Here is a 16676-nt window from a genome sequence, read left to right on the forward strand (position 1 = left end):
CCAAATTAGTTTCTCGAGCAAGTTGACCCCTGAGATCTTTTCGGGGCATGTGTTTTATATTAGCAAGCCAGTATAAACTGGCATCCTTTATGCTCTGGAAATCATGTGTTAAATCTATCTTCCAAATTGATCTTTTTACTTTATCATTGAATTTATTGAGTGATGGATTTTGAGCGAGCTTGAAAAACTGATAAATCTTGCAAAAAATGCAGCCGAGAAAATCCGGAAATACAGATTTGTACGTATAGTCTCACATAATGATGCAGACGGGCTAACTTCAGCCGGGATAATGGCCCAGGCCCTGTTGAGGGCAGGCATCCGTTTCCAGCTTTCGATAGCTGGAAGGCTGGACGAAACTGTGATTGAAGAGGTGAACAGGAGCATTTCCCAGGGAGAACTTGTTATTTTCTGCGATATGGGTAGCGGGCAGCCTGAACTCATAGGTAAAGTGGCAGCTGACGTTGTAGTGCTTGACCACCATAAACCAGTAGGGCAATCTCCAGCAAAAGCAGTTGTAAACGCCCATCTGGTGGGAATCGACGGGGCTACTGACATTTCGGCTTCCGGCACCTGCTACCTGGTAGCCAGAGAACTGGCAGCAGAGAATGTTGACCTTGCAGGACTGGCTATTGCAGGCGCAGTCGGAGACAGGCAGCTTTTTCGCACGGCTAATGCCTTCATTCTGGAAGAGGCCTTAAAAACAGGGGTCGTATCTGTCCGGAAGGGACTGAAAGTAGGAGACGGAGACCTTGCAGACGTACTTACATACAGTACCGAACCTTTTCTGGACATAACCGGTTATCCTGAAAAAGTTAAAGAATTTCTGAACCATCTCGAGCTTTCAGGAAATATTGAGAACCTTTCTGAAGAGGAAGCCTCCAGGCTTGTCAATGCTGTCGCCCTGAAACTTGTCAGGCAGGCAAGCCCTGAAGCTATTGAAGCTGTTATAGGAGAAGTTTTACTCCTGAACCGAGAGCTCGTGAAAAATGTTTATGATTTTATCTCTATTCTTAACGCATGTGGTAAGCATAAAGTCTATGGGCTGGCTCTGTCTCTCTGCCTAAAAAGCCAGGGAGTTGCCGATGAAGCCCTCTCTCTTACAAAAGAACATGATAAAAAACTTGCCCTGGATATCCGGGAAAATGTAGAAAAAATTCGAAAAGGGGAGAGCATCTGGTACATCACCACTATTGAAGCCCTTTCTACCGGAAGTCTTGCAAGCACTGTTGTCCGTTACCTTCATCCCGAACTCCCCTTCATCTGCATAAACGAATCCGAAGGTATCCTGAAAATCTCTGCAAGAGGGACCCGCGAACTTGTTTCCCAGGGTCTGGACCTCGCCTTTGCCCTGAGGGAAGCGGCAGGCGCAGTCGGTGGAGGCGGAGGCGGGCACAGTGTAGCTTCCGGAGCTGCAATTCCCATTGGGAGTGCAGAAGAATTTCTGAGCATTGCAGACCGAATCATAGGGGATCAGCTCCGAAAGGCACGTAAAGGAAATCAAAATAAAAATAAAAATAAAAAATGAAAATACAGTAAAATGCAACGGAAATAAGAAAGTAAAACGAATAAAGATAACGAAAAGCTGGCAAAAAATCTGAGGGGTGCTTATGAAGATTACAGGTACAATTGAATTTCCGGGTTCCGAATCAAGAAAGTCTGCTGCCAGAATCCTGCAAGCTCTTTCTCCGGATAATCTTAGAAGCATGGAAAGCGAGATCAGTGGTGAGAGAGTTGCTGTTTTGTTTCACTCTGAGAAAATAGGCTCCCTTCTCGCAACTGTTGATGACTTTCTCATGAATGTTAAAATTGGGGAAGGAATCGAACAGGCTCTGGAAAAAAAGAGCTAAGGAATGATTCAAATATAATGTCAAGGATTTTTGTCACCATAAATTATTATTTGGGGAAATGAAACTATAGAGCAATTACCGAACTGAAAATTTGAAGTTATATGTTTATCATTCCTAAACTCTGGGAAAGCTGAATTTGTTTTCCTGCTTTTCCCTTTTTTTCCTTTTTCCTTTTTCCCTTTCCTTCTTTCTCCCTTTTCAGCCAACTGAGCCTTCCCGCCAGAGCGATATAAGCTCTTTGAGCCTCTCGTCCGTGAGTTCTGCTTCTGTTTCAGGGATTTGCAGTCCACTGCGATAGATATGGATAGCCTCCTGCAGTTCCTCAGTGCTTATGTTTTCCCCTTCCTGAGAAGCCAAATTTTTCCAGGGGTTCCAGGCGCGAACTGTCCAGTTCCAGCTATGAATAACCTTTTCGTCTCCGGCTCTGGCAAGTGCGGTGACGTTATAAAAACCTGGGGAACGTATATTGTCCGAATATAAACTATTCTTAATGCGAGATTCGGAGCTCCTTTTTTCTCCATTAAGGTACCAGCTTACATCGCAGGCGTAGTTTGTGCTGAGATTAAACTCCTGGTTCTCTCCTTCATAAGTTGTAATATCTTTTCTTGGGTTGACTGAATTAATCGAAAGAGAAGCTACTGTAATGTAATTACGTTTTGTCTCGGAGTCAAGCTCTTTACTGTTGCTGATACTCAGTGAGACAGTATAATTGCCGTAAGAGCCATAAGTATAGGTTGGGTTTCGGGCTGTCGAGTCTGTTTTTCCATCTCCGTTCATGTCCCATTCCCATGAAAAGGCATTTTTGGAAAGGTCTGTGAACTGAACCGTGAGGGGATACATCCCACCTGTAATATCTGAGGAGAAATCAGCTTCAGGAAGTTCATCAGTAGTTGTAAAAGCTTTTATGCAGAGATTTGCTTCCGAGTTGCTGGATATGTCTTCCCACTTGACCCCGTTAGGGCTCACGTAACTTTCTCCGGGATTGGCCCGTGCGTTGCTGCTGTAACGGACTACAGGCTGTTCGACTGCAAGAGGGCCTGGAGCAGAAGGGTTACTGAATTTTATGACTACTGAAAATTTCTCTCCTGCACTGATGGGCACTGCCGAACTCAACACGTGCGTATGATATCCGGGAAAAGGATATCCGCCGTTTTCCTGTGCAATAAATACCTTTTCCGAATTAACAGGGCCGGAAACAGGGTTTTTGTAGATGTATATCTCGTAAGCCGTACCACGATCTGTAGTATAAAATCCTATGGCCCTGAGGATTTCATTCCTTTCCGCGGTAAAGACATTGCCACCCCAGGCAATCGAACTGCTTGGATATTCTTTTGATACTATCCACCCGAGAGGGTCATACTGGTAAACATGATCATAATTATTCTGCCCCTCAGCTGTGAATACGGCATTTTCGTCGTATCCGAGTTTAAGGTCATAATAGGAAATATAAAAGTAGCCGTCTTCACCCCAGTTTTCACCCCAACTGTTCTTCACTATAAAAGCTCCGTCTCCTGGCGGAACCTGCGCAAACAAACTCCTGTCATAAGAATCATTCCAGCCCACAATGGTTGCAGCATGATTGACAGTCAGGCTCCTGGTGTATTGATAGGCGTGATTTTTTTCCTGATAATAATCCTGATTCCAGTACAGTGTTGAGTACACAGCCCCATATTCCATAATTGCCCTTTTGAGAATCTCATTGTCCAGAGGCCCTGTCCTTCCAGGCAAGAAAAGTATCTCCTGTATATGCTTCTGTACGGGAAGCCCTGTGGGCGAATACGCAGACAACTCATTATAAGGATCTTCAAATTCGTTTACAGGCCCGCTCCAGCGGGAAAGGTATGCTGCTGATATGAATGCGTTCCCGCCGTCATCCGAAGTTAGATCGAAACCTTCTGGATAGCTCTTTGAGACAAGATTTTTCATGTTGTTTTCGGAAAAGTCATAGCTTTTTCCTTCAGCTCCCAGAATATAAGATTCAAGAGACGCCATACTTGAAAAAGCCCAGCAGCTTCCGTCTTTTCCCTGGTTCTTTGCATCTGTCACTTTTCCTTCGTTGCGCAGATCATAAACAGCCGGAAGTTCTGAGCCTGAAGCTCTCAACAAAAGCCTTTCTTCAGGCTTTGCAAGTCCTGACATGTTCACAGGCGAAGGCTTATATCCTGTGCCTGAAACGTGTCCGTAACTATTCCCCAAAGAAACAAGTTCAATCGGGCTAGGCTGCCATAATTCCAAAAAGTTGGGGTTCATTGGTGCCGTTTCAATCAATGATTCAGCAGAAAATGTATCGTTCTGCGGCAGTTCATAGTTTTCTATATTTCCGGCCGCAAAACCCGGGCTGCCCGGTAAACAAGAAATCAAGACAATAAATACAAGCAGAGAGGATTTGATTTTCTTAAGCTGAGAGGATTTTATTCTTTTCAAGGTTTTTGGCCTCCGTTGGATTGGCTCCTGGTTAGCCTGTAGAATGTTTCTCAGAGCTGGCTGGGAAGTAAATCTTTAGCATTATTTTTTAAATTGTTTGTAGGAATATTATGAAATTAATGTATAAGTCTCTTTGCAACTTATTATAATTTTTTATTATTGAAACTAAATTAATTATCTAGCTAGGGCCCTTAAGCAAAGCTAAATTCAATTGCAGAAGCGCGAAAAACTATACTGCATCTCAAAGGAAAACAAAATAAATGAATAAAGAAATATAAACTTTAAATAGTATTCAAGTCTCCAGTTCCATTTATCTCAGTTTAATAACAATTGTCTAATTTTAATATAGTTCCGAATACTCGGTTTAATGGCAATTATTTAATTTTAATATTGTATCGGATACGGCCGCCTTTTCCGGAATCTTACTTGCTGCGCAGAGTTTACTCCTTTTTTCGGTTTTACTTCTTCCGGTTTTATTTCTTTCAGTTTCACTCTTCAATTCTTCAGGCTGATGCCTACAACAGAAAGAAATAATACTTTTGCCTTTCAATATCTTATAGGGCACATTTAATGGGGGTGAAAGCCTGCTTTCAGAAGTACTCGCAGACCTTGAAAATACCAGAGCTGAAGACCTTGATAAAGAAATCCTTAGAGCTGCTATGATTGCAGAACTGGATGCTGTCAATATTTATGAGCAGATGGCAAACCTGACGAAAAACGAGAAGATTCGTAAAATCCTGCTTGACATTGCCAGGGAAGAAAAAATCCATGTGGCCATGTTTGAGACCGTACTTCTTCAAACGGACCGTGAGTTTCTAAAAATCTACGCAGACTATGCGCTGGCTAGAAGGTAAAGAGTTGATAAAGAGTAGAAGATAAGAGTAATATCTAAAATTCCCTGGCACTTATTCATAAATAAAATATCAGTTGTAAGAGCAACTTTCAGGATTACCATTAGAACTGCAAATCAGAACTACCGGGCAGGGGAGTATTTGGATATTTCTAGTTTATGATGAAGACATACGATTTTTGTTCTATTCTTTTCTCCATTTTTGTATCTGACCTTTCTCCTTTTGTTTTGATTCTTTCTGAAGCTTTTAATATGTTTTTTCCAGTTTTTTATCTTCATTTTCGCCAAATTGTTTTTACCATCTCATTTTTCCTGCCATCTAAGTCTTTATACTCGTCGAAACCATATTTCTATTGATCTTCCATGCTTGAAGAATATAAGATTAAGAGACATTTTATGAAGACTCCTGAGCCGCAAGCCAGTGATTTTAAAAAAAGTTCCGACAAACCTATTTTTGTGGTTCAGCGTCATGACGCACGGAACCTCCATTATGATTTCCGCCTGGAGATGGATGGTGTCCTTAAAAGTTGGGCTGTGCCGAAGCAGCCGTCGAAAGAGGCAGGCACCAAAAGGCTTGCTATCCAGACCGAAGACCATCCTCTGGCGTATGCTGATTTTGAGGGGGAAATTCCGGTCGGAGAGTACGGAGCCGGCAAAGTTGAGATCTGGGATAGGGGAACTTTTCAGCTTCTGAAACGTGAGGATAAAGAGATTGTTGTGACACTTGAAGGAGAAGAATTGAAAGGAGATTACGTTTTGATAAGGACAAAGTATGGAAAAGGAGAAAAAGGATGGCTCTTCTTTAAAAGGGCCGATTGAAAGGCTATTTTCATGAATGTTCAAACAGTGCAGTCAACAGTGCAGGCGTTTTTCAAATGGCTGGGTTTCAGGCTCAGACCCTGAGCTTTTTAAACTATTATGAGAATAAGCATATGGGGATAATTACGGAAGAAAGGGTAAATATCAATGTTTTTGAAACTACCGGAGCCAACTGTTGTGTTGCCGCCTGTGACGGGCAGAAGATATACGACAGAATTGTAGCCGCTTTCTGTGAAAATAAGAAGGTGGAACTTTCTTTCGCAGGGACGAGTGATCTGACTCCTGCCTTTTTGAATTCGGCAGTGGGACAGCTTTACGGAAGTTTTCATGCAGAATCAATTGAGAGTAACCTCTCATTTACCAATATTTTAGAGGAAGATGAGATTATCCTAAAAAGAGTTATCGAGAGGGCGAAAACTTATTTCGAGCATGCATACTCCTGCAGGAAAATGCTCAGGGATACGCTGGGAGGCGAGGATGCCTGAAAGAATACACCGTGCAACTGTTTATCCGGTAAGACGCCGCCCAAGACTTCGCGCCGGAAGAGCCAGGCCTGAAAAAATTGTCCCCATCAAAGTACATTCCATAGAAAGCTACGATTTTCCCGAAGGTAAGAGCTACTTCTTTGATACCAATATCTGGCTATATATTTACGGTCCTATAGGCTGGCCTGACGAGAGGTCGGATGTTTATTCCAGAGCCTTAAAAGAGATCAGGAATTCAGAAGGTACAATCTACATCAATTGCATGATCATTTCAGAATTCATCAATGCCTTTTCGAGAATAGAGTTTAAGCAGCAGTCCGATTTTACGAGGTACAAAGAATTTCGAAACTCTCTGAGCTACCGGGCCATTGCCCAGGAAATCGCCTACAACATAAGGAAAATTCTCAAAAGCACCCTGACCTGTGACCCTGAATTACAGGTCATAGACCTTCCCGGAGTAATGGACATCTTTGAGCAGGGGAAATACGATTTTAACGACCTTCTCTTTGCACAAATCTGCAGCGCAAAAGGCCTGGTCTTCGTAACCCATGACAAGGATTTCAGCGAACTTGGAGTCGAAATCCTGACTGCAAATGAGAGGCTGTTAGGTAAGGGAAAAGTGTGAAGAACCAATGGAAAAGGCTGGAGATTTTAGTTCCCTTACTTTAAGGTTTCTGCCTCAGAGTAAATTTGAGTGTTTCTTTCAACACAAATGGAGTTTCGGCGACAAATATAATTATCCAGGTTCCAATTTACTTCTATGTCCAGACAGGCAATAGATTCTGCTGCTCGAATCCTGGGGGCTGTGCCTTCCCTCATCGAGAAAGGAGATTATACGCAGGCATTTGAAAAGGCCGAAAAGGCCCAGAAGCTTGCGGAAAAGGCAAAAGTGCCGAACCTTATCGGCTGGGCGTTGATGGCAAAGGGTGAAGCTCTGGGTGCTGCCTGCAGGCTGGAGGAAGCCCTGGAGACTTATCAAAGAGCCCTGGGTTTTTCGTCAGATCTTTTTTTCGAAGATACAGTAGATATTCGTCATCAAGAGCTTCTGTATAATACTATTGGCAAGATTGGAAAAATACTTGAGGAAATTGGCAGCATTACAACAGCAGAGCAGGTATGCAAAAAGGCAGAAAAATATTTTGAGAAGGCTCTTATAGAATATGAAAGGCTGCTTGCAAATAATCCTGACAATTCTGAGCATCTATTCAATTACGTGAAGACAATGGTAAATGTCTGGGCCTGTTATGTGGTAGCAGAAGATCTTGAAAAACAAATCCATCTTGTACCGGGTATCGTGCAGACTTACGGAAAAATCATTGAGTCCGACCCAGAAGACCCTGAAAATTTTATCCTATTTGACAATATTGTAAAAAAATTTGGAGAAGCCTGCCTGGAAGACGGCCGATTTGAAGAGGCAAAACAAGTTTACGAGCAGGTGCACGCCGTTTATAAAAATATCCACGAAAAGAATCCGGAAAACATGCTTGCGCTAAATTTCCTGCTTTTCTCCTACGACTACTTTGGAAAACTTTACGCAGAAATGGAGGAAATGGATAAAGTTGAAGGCTACTACTCTCAGGCACTTGAACTCGCTGAAGAGCAACTCCTGAAAAATCCGGAAGATATTTCCATTATCATGAACCGGGGAAAAATCTACCAGGATCTGGGGACTCTCTTTTCCGAAGTCGGAAAGCTCGAAAAAGCAAAGCTCTACTATGAAAAAGCGCTGGTCAATTTAGAGGGACTAATTGAAAAAAGTTTTGAAGATCCGGACTACAGATACCACCTTGCCAGAGCATTTAATGGGCTTGCTGGAGCCTTTAGGGACATTTCCAGCGTGGAAGAAGCAAAGGAGTGCTACCTGCATGAAATCGAAATCTATGAATCTCTGATCGGAGCTGAAGTTGATGAGATCGATAACAAGCTGAGCATCGCCGAGACATTTAACCAGATCGCAAATCTCTATTCGGAAGTCCCGGATGCAGAAAGTTCAAAAGAGTACTATGAAAAGGAAATAGAGATCTACGAAAGGCTTTTTTTCGAATTCCCTGAAGAAACCGATTATGAACTCTATATTGCAGAGGCTCTCAATCAACTCGGAGACCTTTACTTTGAAAAGGAAGAAATAACTGCACGGCAGTACTACGAAAAAGCTCTTGCGATTGCTGAAAAGACAGGAGAACAGGCTCCAAAAGAATCTCTTTCCCGATCGGATCTTATCCAGACTCTGAAAAACCTTGCAGACCTGAATAAAATTCATAAGCATTATGAAGCCGCAATTCCTTTTCAGCAGCGTGTACTCAAACTCCAGCTTGATATTCTTGATAAATTTCCGGGGAACTGGATGCATATGCGTGACGTCGGAAACGCTTTCAGCGAGCTGGGGCTTCTTTTCGAAAAGGTTGGAGATCTAAAACAGGCAGATATGTTTCATTCAAAAGCCGTAGAGACTTTTTCAGAAGGTATTTTTGGTGGAGAAGACGCCGCTACAGGAATACGCCTCGCTACTGAAATCCAGTTGCGTGGGTATGCCTATCTGAGTTCAAAAAGATATATAAGTGCGAAACCGTACCTGGAACTTGCCCGTAAATACTACGAAAGTATCTCTGAACAGGAACCAAATAATTTCCGTGCTCTTGATGGCCTTTTTTCTGTCCTGTATGAGACCGGCCTCCTTCATTACGGCATGGAAAACTTCGAAGAAGCAATTGAAAACTACGAAAACGCATTTTTGGTCCTGGACAGATTGATTGAGGTTTCTCCGGAAAAATCCGAACAACAGACGAAGACTCAGAAACTGTATGTCGGGCTGGGGATGTCGTACTCTGCCCTTAATAAGTACGAAAAATCGAAAGAGGTTTTTGAAAAAGCCCTTGCTATGAATGCACAGCTCCTTGAAAAAGAACCCAAAAATATTTATTATCTTGAGGACAGGGCCTTAACTTTAGAAGAATATGCAAACCTGCTTCTCAAAACAGGCATGGATGCCGAAGCTGAAGTATATAAAGCAGAGTCTGCAGAAATATACCAGAATATTGAAGCTAAAGAGCCAAAGAGCCAAAGATCATGAAGCTTCGGAGGAACATAGTTGGTTTTTAAGGAAAATGAAATCCAGGATGTATTTTCTAACATCCTTAGTTTTTGTTTAAAAATCTTCTGCAGTTTTCCTGTTGAGAATCAATTTATATGGAAGTAGCTATCCTGGTTTGCGTTTTCCTATTCAATTTCAAGGTAGAGTTCAATTGCTTCCTTTATTCTCCTGTTTAACTCATCAAGCGTTGAGACGTATATATTAATATCAAAATTACCAATTAATATCTATGCGGTTTACAATTAAACTCGAAGAGTCAGAGGAAGGAGGATACACTGCCCAGTGCCTTGAAATTCCTGCCGCTATCAGTGAAGGGGATACTAAGGAAGGAGCACTTGAAAACATCAAGGAAGCTATCCAGCTTGTTCTGGAAGTAACCAGAGAACAGGCTCAGGTGCTGGGGGAGATTGCCACAGTGGAGGTTTCGGTTGGCTAAATTGCCTTCAGTTTCCGGAAAAAAGCTCATAAGAGCCCTCGAAAAACTGGGTTTTGTTGTTGTCAGGCAGAAGGGCAGCCATGTACTTTTGCAAAGAGAATCAAACCTGCTAACTGTTCCTCTCCATGATCCTGTTAAAAAATCCACTTTAAATGCAATTCTGAAGCAGGCTGATGTTTCACTCGAATAACTTCTGGAACACCTTTGAATCTCAAGTAGTTTTAAAATTTTTTAGGCAAACACAGGTTTGAATTCTGCTTTTTGTTCCGAAAATCTTCTTGAAATCTCCTGAACCTTAATGTACAGAATAAATATATCTCTCAAGCTATGTGCACTTCTTTTTCAATTCCCGGCAGGTTTCAGTTTCCTGTGAAAATATCTCCTGGCGAAAAGATCAATCCGGATCAGAAGTTTCAGTCCGGCATCCGCAAGAGAAATCTTTTATAACACTGCGGAAATATCTTAATCATTACAGAGGCCTTCTCTACTATCCAATGCCATAAAGAAAAATATGGATATAAATGTATGATCTGTGGGTATCTTTTAACATATCATCCTTCATCATCGAGTGGAGAGCCCTTTCCGAAACAACACCAACTGGGACTCCAAACAAATCTTCACGATAATATTCAAGCCCCAAAAGGTCAAAAAGATATGCTCCTTCCCCAACTTCGCCAGAACTTAATATCACTTCCCTCTTTTTCTTCCCCGCGTGCATATAAATCAAAAACCCCGATGACTTCTGCTTTAAATTCCCTTCTTATTTCTTCCTTTCTTTCCAGGATAAGAAGCCGGATCTGATTTACATTAATGTGGTTCCTTTGTATTCCATAGCATCTGACTCCTCTATTTTAGCCACTTACTTTTGCGTTCACGCGTATATTGGAGTTCTCTTCCAGTGTATAAAGTACCGAATGATAAGTAAGAGTTAACTGCTTTTGTAGATGCTAAATATTTAAATAGCTGGTCAGTTTTTTATGTAGATAACACAAGTATAAGTGGCTTACAGGCATCTATATCTTATTCTGTATTTGAATTGTAGGCGTGTGCTATCAAACTATAATTCTAATGCCAGAACTACGGATATCTCCCATCGGAGTTGCAGATACTTAGTTATGGATATTCGCTGTAGAATAGGCATTTATATCAGAAATAGAATGTTTAGATTCTGTTTACAATCCTTATCTTGATTCACACTTACACTATTCAATATAATTACAAGAGGCTTAAACTTTGGAATTACAGTTCAATCTCAAAGCTTATTTTAAAACAAGTGCAGACCCCACTCCTGCAAGAGAAGCTGTAGCTGCTCTTTTTGAAGAGGCAAACAATACCCTTCTCACAAAAGGGGCGCCTGAAGGACAGGGAGCAAAAATTACGGAATGGAAACTCGGGGAGGACAGGATCGAGCTTACGCTTGAGTCAGGTCGGTACGTCAGGGCGCATGATGCGATCCTTCGGCTGAAGAAGGTGCTTGCCGAGGCTCTTGGGAAGAAATATAAAATAGGGATTCGCGGAGTCGAGGTTGAGTCCTTCACCATAAAGCTGCCTGCTGAACACGAATTAAAGGCGCTCAAGGTTCCCTACATCAAGAGCATGGAAAATGTAGACGGCGGAATAATACTTGAGCTTGAGGTAGGAGAAGCTGAGATGAAAAATCGGGTGCCGGACAGGATTCTCACGCTCCTTGAAGAGAAAATCGAGGCTACCAAGTACGGAGCAAAGGCCGAGCACTGGAATCTGCTCTGGCAGAGAGAGCCAATGGAACATCTCTTCAAGGAAGACCCTACCCAGGCTATGATGAAAGAAGGCTGGCTCAAGCGAGGGGCAAGCCGTGGGCAGTGGATCCATGGGCCTCAGTCGACAAGACTTTTCCGGGCTTTCGAAAAGATCGTCTTTGACGAACTTCTGGAACCCCTCGAATACAGGGAAATGATTTTTCCGAAACTGGTCACCTGGGAAGTCTGGATGAAGTCCGGACATGCCAAAGGCGTATACCCTGAGATCTATTATGTATGTCCTCCGAAGACAAGGGACCCCGAATACTGGGAAGAGGTTGCCGATTATTACAAGGTTACCCATGAAGTGCCCACAAAGCTGATCAAGGAAAAGATAGGAGAGCCAATCGGAGGTATGGCCTACGCTCAGTGTCCTCCTTTCTGGATGTATGTGACAGGCGAGACTCTTCCGAACGATGAGATTCCTATAAAAGTCTTTGACAGGTCCGGAACCTCACACAGGTACGAGAGCGGCGGAATCCACGGGATCGAAAGGGTAGATGAGTTCCACAGGATAGAAATCGTCTGGATCGGGACAAAGGAAGAAGTAGTAAAGTGCGCAGATGAACTTCACGAGCGCTACATGCACATTTTCAACGATATCCTGGATATTGAGTGGAGGAAAGCAAGAGTTACCCCCTGGTTTATGGCACAGGAAGGGCTGCTCGGCCTTGCTGAAGGAAACACTGTCGGGACAACTGACTACGAGGCCTGTCTGCCTTACCGTGGGCCGGATGGCGAATGGCTTGAATTCCAGAACGTGAGCATCAATGGTGACAAGTACCCCAAAGGCTTCAATGTGAAGCTTCAGTCTGGAGAAGAACTCTGGTCAGGCTGCTCTGGAGTCGGGCTTGAGAGGTGGGCTGCAGTCTTCCTTGCGCAGAAAGGGCTTGACCCTGAGAACTGGCCCGAAGAGTTCAGGAAAAGGGTAGGCGAGCTGCCAAAAGGCATCCGCTTCCTTTAAACTTTTTTGTTTTTCCTTTAGCAAAAAACCGAATCATATAACTGAATCATATATTACTGAATTCACCGTGTCGGTCAAACATCCTGAGAACCGGGCGGAAAGCGCTTCTGACCGATTTGTTTATATACGGAAATGATATGTATAGTGAGCCATTAACTAGTTAGAATCCACTAATTTCTGAGGACCTTTCTGGCAATTTTCCGGATCATACTTTTGATTATCAGGAGCCTGTAGCTGCCGGTAGATAGGGGACGGATCTGGGTTCGGAAACGCTAAGAAGCTCGGAAATTTCATCTCGAAACGGACATAAGGTGCTGAAAGCGCAAACTGCGCCGGGCAGCGTAAAGTCTGTGCAAAAGCGCTGAAAATCATTCACGCTCATCGATTAAGGAGAAAGCTCACCCGAGCATCCGGAAGAAGAACCTAGAGGCTTGAGGCCGAAGGACCAATCAGTTGCATACAAAAATTATACAAAAATGAACATTACTTTGGAGGAATTACTTGGCAAGAAAGAAAGTACAGAGAAAGCTTGACGGATGGAAATCCAAGGAATGGTATAATATTGAAGCTCCTGTCTATTTAAACAGGATTATTGTCGGTAATACTATGGCAGGAGACCCTTCCTTGCTCGTAGGGCGCAATGTTGAAACCACTGTTGGAGAACTTACCAACGACATGACCAAAAACAATACAAAGGTCATCCTCAGGATCAACAACGTCGTCGGAGATATAGCAACTACTGACCTCATGGGCCACGAACTTACAACCGACTATATTCGCTCAATCGTAAAGAGGCAAACATCGAGGATTGACGCCAATGTCGAGGTTAAAACCAGAGATGGCTATATCATTCGTGTAAAGCCCACCTGCTTCACCATCAAAAGGGCACGCTCAAGCCAGATTAAAGCCATCAGGGAAATGATGGTTGAAATCGTCAAAAGGCGCGCAGCGGAATCCGATTTCGAGACCTTCATGCAGGAAGCAATCCTTGGCAGGCTCTCAGCAGCCATTTACAGGCAGGCCAAGTTCATTTACCCGCTCCGCAGAGTCGAAATCAGGAAAACCCAGATCGAATCCATGCCAGCAGCTGCACCCGCACCTGCCGCAGCATAACTTTTTTTAGCTCGGAAGCAGAGGAAAATCCGAAAGGATTTTCTTATCTCTTTTAGCGTTTTCCAATTTCTTAGTATTTGATTATCTTTTTTTTTAAGTTTTTACTTATTCTTTTTCAGGTCTGCAGCCAGTACTTTTGAAGTTCTTCCTGTTACCGGGATTGCTGCTGAACTTGCTGCCGGGCTTAAAGAAGCCGTCTTCCTAATCCTGGCTTCATTTCCCGTGCCTGGTTTTTTCCAGTATTTTCTGCCTTCTTTGCAGCGTCGGTTTACACAGAAATCTTCTTCAGGGCTTTCGCCTTCTTCTTTTAGCCTGAACATCCTCCAGCCACAGCCCTCACAGGTTTTATCAAGCAGGGTCAGTTTTCCTGCTTTGGGGACCGAATGTGTGTACCCGCAGCGTTTTGTGCATCCCAGGAATCTGGTGTCTTTGAAAGTAATGAGAAACATGCTTCCGTCACATTCCGGGCAGGGCCCGACAGTTTCAGGCGGGTAGCATTCCTTTTCAAGGTCACATTTAAAGCAGGGCCCTATGCCTACAGCCCAGTTGTACTTATTTCCTACTTTCAGGACGGCTGCCCCTTCCTTCTTACATTCCTTGCTTCTGAGCACGGTCAGAGCTCCCGTTTTCGGCAGGGGATATGAGTTTCTACAGTCAGGATAGCCAGTGCAGCCCACAAAACGCCCAGAATCCGTCTGCACAATTCTTAACACATGCCCGCAAGCCTTACAGGTCTCTATGTAGTTTTTTTTGTCCTCAAGGGCAGCTTCGTCCTTGATCGTGCCTGCTATGCTTGAAGTCAGCTCCTTTTTATTCGCTTCAAGCTGGGAGTACATCTCCCTTAACAGAGCTATTCCCTCGTCAAGGGCGGCTTCAAACTCTTTTTTCCCATCCTCGACTTCCTGGATCAGGGTTTCAATCTTCGCCCTGATGTCCGGCCTGACGAGAATCGGAACAGTTAGGGAGAGCCCTTCCATAAGGGTAAAGCCTGTGTCAAGCATAGATACGGTTTTTCCCTTTGTCTCAAAATACCCTCGTTTCTTGTTTGTTTCGATATGAGAAGGAGCTGTTGCCTTTGTTCCGATCCCATTTTTGTCCATAAGGGTCAGAAGCTCGGCTTCTGTCAGCTTTTTTGGAGGGCTTGTTTTGGATTTCGTGTTGCTGAGCTTTTTTATGCCCACTTCTTCTCCTTCCTCAACAAACGGGAGAAGTTTATCCTTCTTGTTTTCGAAGGGGTAGGCTTCGAGCCAGCCTGAATCCTTCAGCACTGTCCCGGATGAATCAAAAGGATCTTCCTTCACAAGAAGATGAAGATGAGTTTTCTCAAAAATTGCTGCAGGCATGAGGTTTGCCAGGAAATGCCTTGCTATCAGGTCATAAACCTCGGGTGCCTGGGGGATGTTTATTGCAGAGCTTACCTCTCCTCTAGAAGCAGCCCTGATAGGGTGGATCGGAGGGTGATCGTGCCCGTCTTTATCTCCGTTTTTCGGGACAATAGGGGCTATAAGGATAGATTCGGCAAAAGGTTTGTATTCCTTCTGCCGTGCAAAATCCAAGACAAAGGATTTGAAATCGAAATCATCTGCGTACTTGTTTGTTTCTGTTCTGGGGTAGCTGGTAAATCCTGCAAGATAAAGCTGTTCTGCGACCTCAAGGGCAAGTTCGGGGCTGATTCCGAGGAACTTGGAGGCACGTTTTAGAAATTCGGTAGTATTGAGCGGGTTAGGAGGGCTTGTTTTTGTTTCTTTTACGGTCTTTTTTGCAACAAGCCCTTCTTTTGCCCCTTTCAGCTTCTTGAAAATCTCAGCGGCTTTTTCTTTGTCATGGATATTTCCTGCCCTGTGAGTGCCCTCGAATTCTCCGCCTTTTGCAGAGAAAATTGCAGTTATCTTCCAGAAGTCTTTTGCCTGAAAAGCCCTGATAACCTTTTCCCTTTCATACACAAATCCGCAGGTTGGTGTCTGGCAGGGGCCGATTGAAAGGATGTCCTTTGTCCTTGCCTTTTCCCTGACTGAAAGCGTGACAAAGCGGGTAAATGCAGCACCCATTTTCAGGTCGAGAATCTGCCTTGCTTCCGCAGCCATTGCCATGTTATAATCAGGGTCCATCAGGTTCTCAAAAGCTTTCTTCACCTCTTTTGGGGAGAGGGCAGAAAAACGTGCCCTTTCAAATGGCACATTTGTTACTTCCTCTGCAAGCGTCTTGGCTTCAAACCCTATATTTTCTCCTTCCCTGTCGTAGTCGCACGCAAGGATAATCTTATCCGCCCTTTTTGCGAGGTTTTTTACTGCAGCTGCGTAATCTGCTCTTGTCACGAACTTTTCCGGGTCTACTCCCAGGAGTACTCCAGGATTAACTTCACTCCATTTATTATACTGCTCCGGAAAATCGTAATTCATAATATGTCCGGATAGCCCCATTACCAGCCATTCTTCGCCCTTCCATTTAAATTCGTATGCAGGCAGCCCTTCTACTGCAATTTTCTCTACTTCCCCATCCCCCAGGATGCTGGCAATCTGGGCTGCTGCCTTGTTCTTTTCTGCAAATGCGACAACTGTCATATAAAATACCTTAATTTTGTTCTTGAAATGGTATTGCGATATAAAATAGTATAAATTACGAAATATGTAAGGAAATATCTCGGGAAATCAGAGTATATAGGGAAATCAGGAAAAAGTTCTCTGTCTTTTCCTTATTTTGCTTATTTATGCCGGTCTAATAATACAGGTTATCTGTAAAAACTCTTTACTTTATAAGCAATTTCCGCAATTTTCTCTCTACTTTTATGTACTACAATAATATGCTCACATTATTTATATATTTGTCTATTTATACTTTATTAAGTTACTCCCCATACGTGAAAAGATAT

Annotated in this window: 15 protein-coding genes; 11 read left to right on the plus strand and 4 right to left on the minus strand. The window is 43.3% G+C overall.

Going from position 1 to position 16676, the window contains the following annotated elements:
* Window positions 1-169: 169 nt before the first annotated feature.
* Entirely contained in the window at window positions 170-1525 is a 1356-nt protein-coding gene (locus RG963_RS08200; RefSeq protein ID WP_310575778.1) for a DHH family phosphoesterase, read from the plus strand.
* A gap of 82 nt (window positions 1526-1607) precedes the next feature.
* Complete coding sequence (locus tag RG963_RS08205; protein ID WP_310575779.1) at window positions 1608-1847, plus strand: KEOPS complex subunit Pcc1; 240 nt, start codon at window positions 1608-1610, stop codon at window positions 1845-1847.
* 20 nt (window positions 1848-1867) lie between these two features.
* Here RG963_RS08205 and RG963_RS08210 read toward each other — a convergent pair whose 3' ends face one another.
* Both RG963_RS08210 and RG963_RS08215 read right to left on the minus strand, forming a co-directional pair.
* A complete protein-coding gene (locus RG963_RS08210) occupies window positions 1868-2053 on the minus strand; it encodes a hypothetical protein (RefSeq protein ID WP_310575780.1) in 186 nt (61 codons plus the stop codon).
* Window positions 2046-4271 carry a C1 family peptidase gene (locus RG963_RS08215; protein ID WP_310575781.1) on the minus strand — a complete coding sequence of 742 codons (2226 nt, stop codon included), beginning with the start codon at window positions 4269-4271 and terminating at the stop codon, window positions 2046-2048. Before RG963_RS08215 ends, RG963_RS08210 begins: the two co-directional genes overlap by 8 nt.
* Window positions 4272-4855: 584 nt before the next feature.
* On the opposite strand from RG963_RS08215, the gene RG963_RS08220 reads away from it, so the two are divergent.
* The 7 genes from RG963_RS08220 (at window position 4856) to RG963_RS08250 (ending at window position 10142) form a co-directional block, all read left to right on the plus strand.
* Window positions 4856-5125 (plus strand): demethoxyubiquinone hydroxylase family protein, encoded by a 270-nt coding sequence (locus RG963_RS08220; protein WP_396654700.1) that lies wholly within the window; start codon window positions 4856-4858, stop codon window positions 5123-5125.
* 392 nt (window positions 5126-5517) lie between these two features.
* Window positions 5518-5940: a DNA polymerase ligase N-terminal domain-containing protein gene (locus RG963_RS08225; protein WP_310575782.1), complete on the plus strand. Its 423-nt coding sequence runs from the start codon at window positions 5518-5520 to the stop codon at window positions 5938-5940.
* Window positions 5937-6425, plus strand: coding sequence for an STAS-like domain-containing protein (locus RG963_RS08230; RefSeq protein ID WP_310575783.1), 489 nt, complete (start codon window positions 5937-5939; stop codon window positions 6423-6425). The genes RG963_RS08225 and RG963_RS08230 overlap by 4 nt, the downstream gene beginning before the upstream one ends.
* Window positions 6418-7050, plus strand: a complete 633-nt coding sequence (locus tag RG963_RS08235) for a type II toxin-antitoxin system VapC family toxin (RefSeq protein WP_310575784.1) — start codon at window positions 6418-6420, stop codon at window positions 7048-7050. The genes RG963_RS08230 and RG963_RS08235 overlap by 8 nt, the downstream gene beginning before the upstream one ends.
* A 135-nt stretch (window positions 7051-7185) precedes the next feature.
* Window positions 7186-9495, plus strand: coding sequence for a tetratricopeptide repeat protein (locus RG963_RS08240; RefSeq protein ID WP_310575785.1), 2310 nt, complete (start codon window positions 7186-7188; stop codon window positions 9493-9495).
* Between the two features lie 250 nt (window positions 9496-9745).
* Entirely contained in the window at window positions 9746-9952 is a 207-nt protein-coding gene (locus RG963_RS08245; RefSeq protein ID WP_310575786.1) for a type II toxin-antitoxin system HicB family antitoxin, read from the plus strand.
* The gene (locus RG963_RS08250) at window positions 9945-10142 is read left to right on the plus strand and encodes a type II toxin-antitoxin system HicA family toxin (protein ID WP_310575787.1); all 198 of its coding nucleotides are present in this window, start codon (window positions 9945-9947) and stop codon (window positions 10140-10142) included. The genes RG963_RS08245 and RG963_RS08250 overlap by 8 nt, the downstream gene beginning before the upstream one ends.
* Before the next feature lie 297 nt (window positions 10143-10439).
* Here RG963_RS08250 and RG963_RS08255 read toward each other — a convergent pair whose 3' ends face one another.
* The gene (locus RG963_RS08255) at window positions 10440-10670 is read right to left on the minus strand and encodes a hypothetical protein (RefSeq protein ID WP_310575788.1); all 231 of its coding nucleotides are present in this window, start codon (window positions 10668-10670) and stop codon (window positions 10440-10442) included.
* 515 nt (window positions 10671-11185) lie between these two features.
* Here RG963_RS08255 and RG963_RS08260 point away from each other — a divergent pair.
* Window positions 11186-12694: a serine--tRNA ligase gene (locus RG963_RS08260; protein ID WP_310575789.1), complete on the plus strand. Its 1509-nt coding sequence runs from the start codon at window positions 11186-11188 to the stop codon at window positions 12692-12694.
* A 501-nt stretch (window positions 12695-13195) separates the two neighbouring features.
* Complete coding sequence (locus RG963_RS08265; RefSeq protein ID WP_310575790.1) at window positions 13196-13807, plus strand: 30S ribosomal protein S3ae; 612 nt, start codon at window positions 13196-13198, stop codon at window positions 13805-13807.
* A gap of 101 nt (window positions 13808-13908) precedes the next feature.
* Here the strand turns inward: RG963_RS08265 and RG963_RS08270 are convergent, their stop codons facing one another.
* Entirely contained in the window at window positions 13909-16368 is a 2460-nt protein-coding gene (locus RG963_RS08270) for a DNA topoisomerase I (RefSeq protein ID WP_310575791.1), read from the minus strand.
* Window positions 16369-16676: the final 308 nt, after the last annotated feature.

Source organism: Methanosarcina baikalica (assembly GCF_031461075.1).
Classification (GTDB): Archaea; Halobacteriota; Methanosarcinia; order Methanosarcinales; family Methanosarcinaceae; genus Methanosarcina; species Methanosarcina baikalica.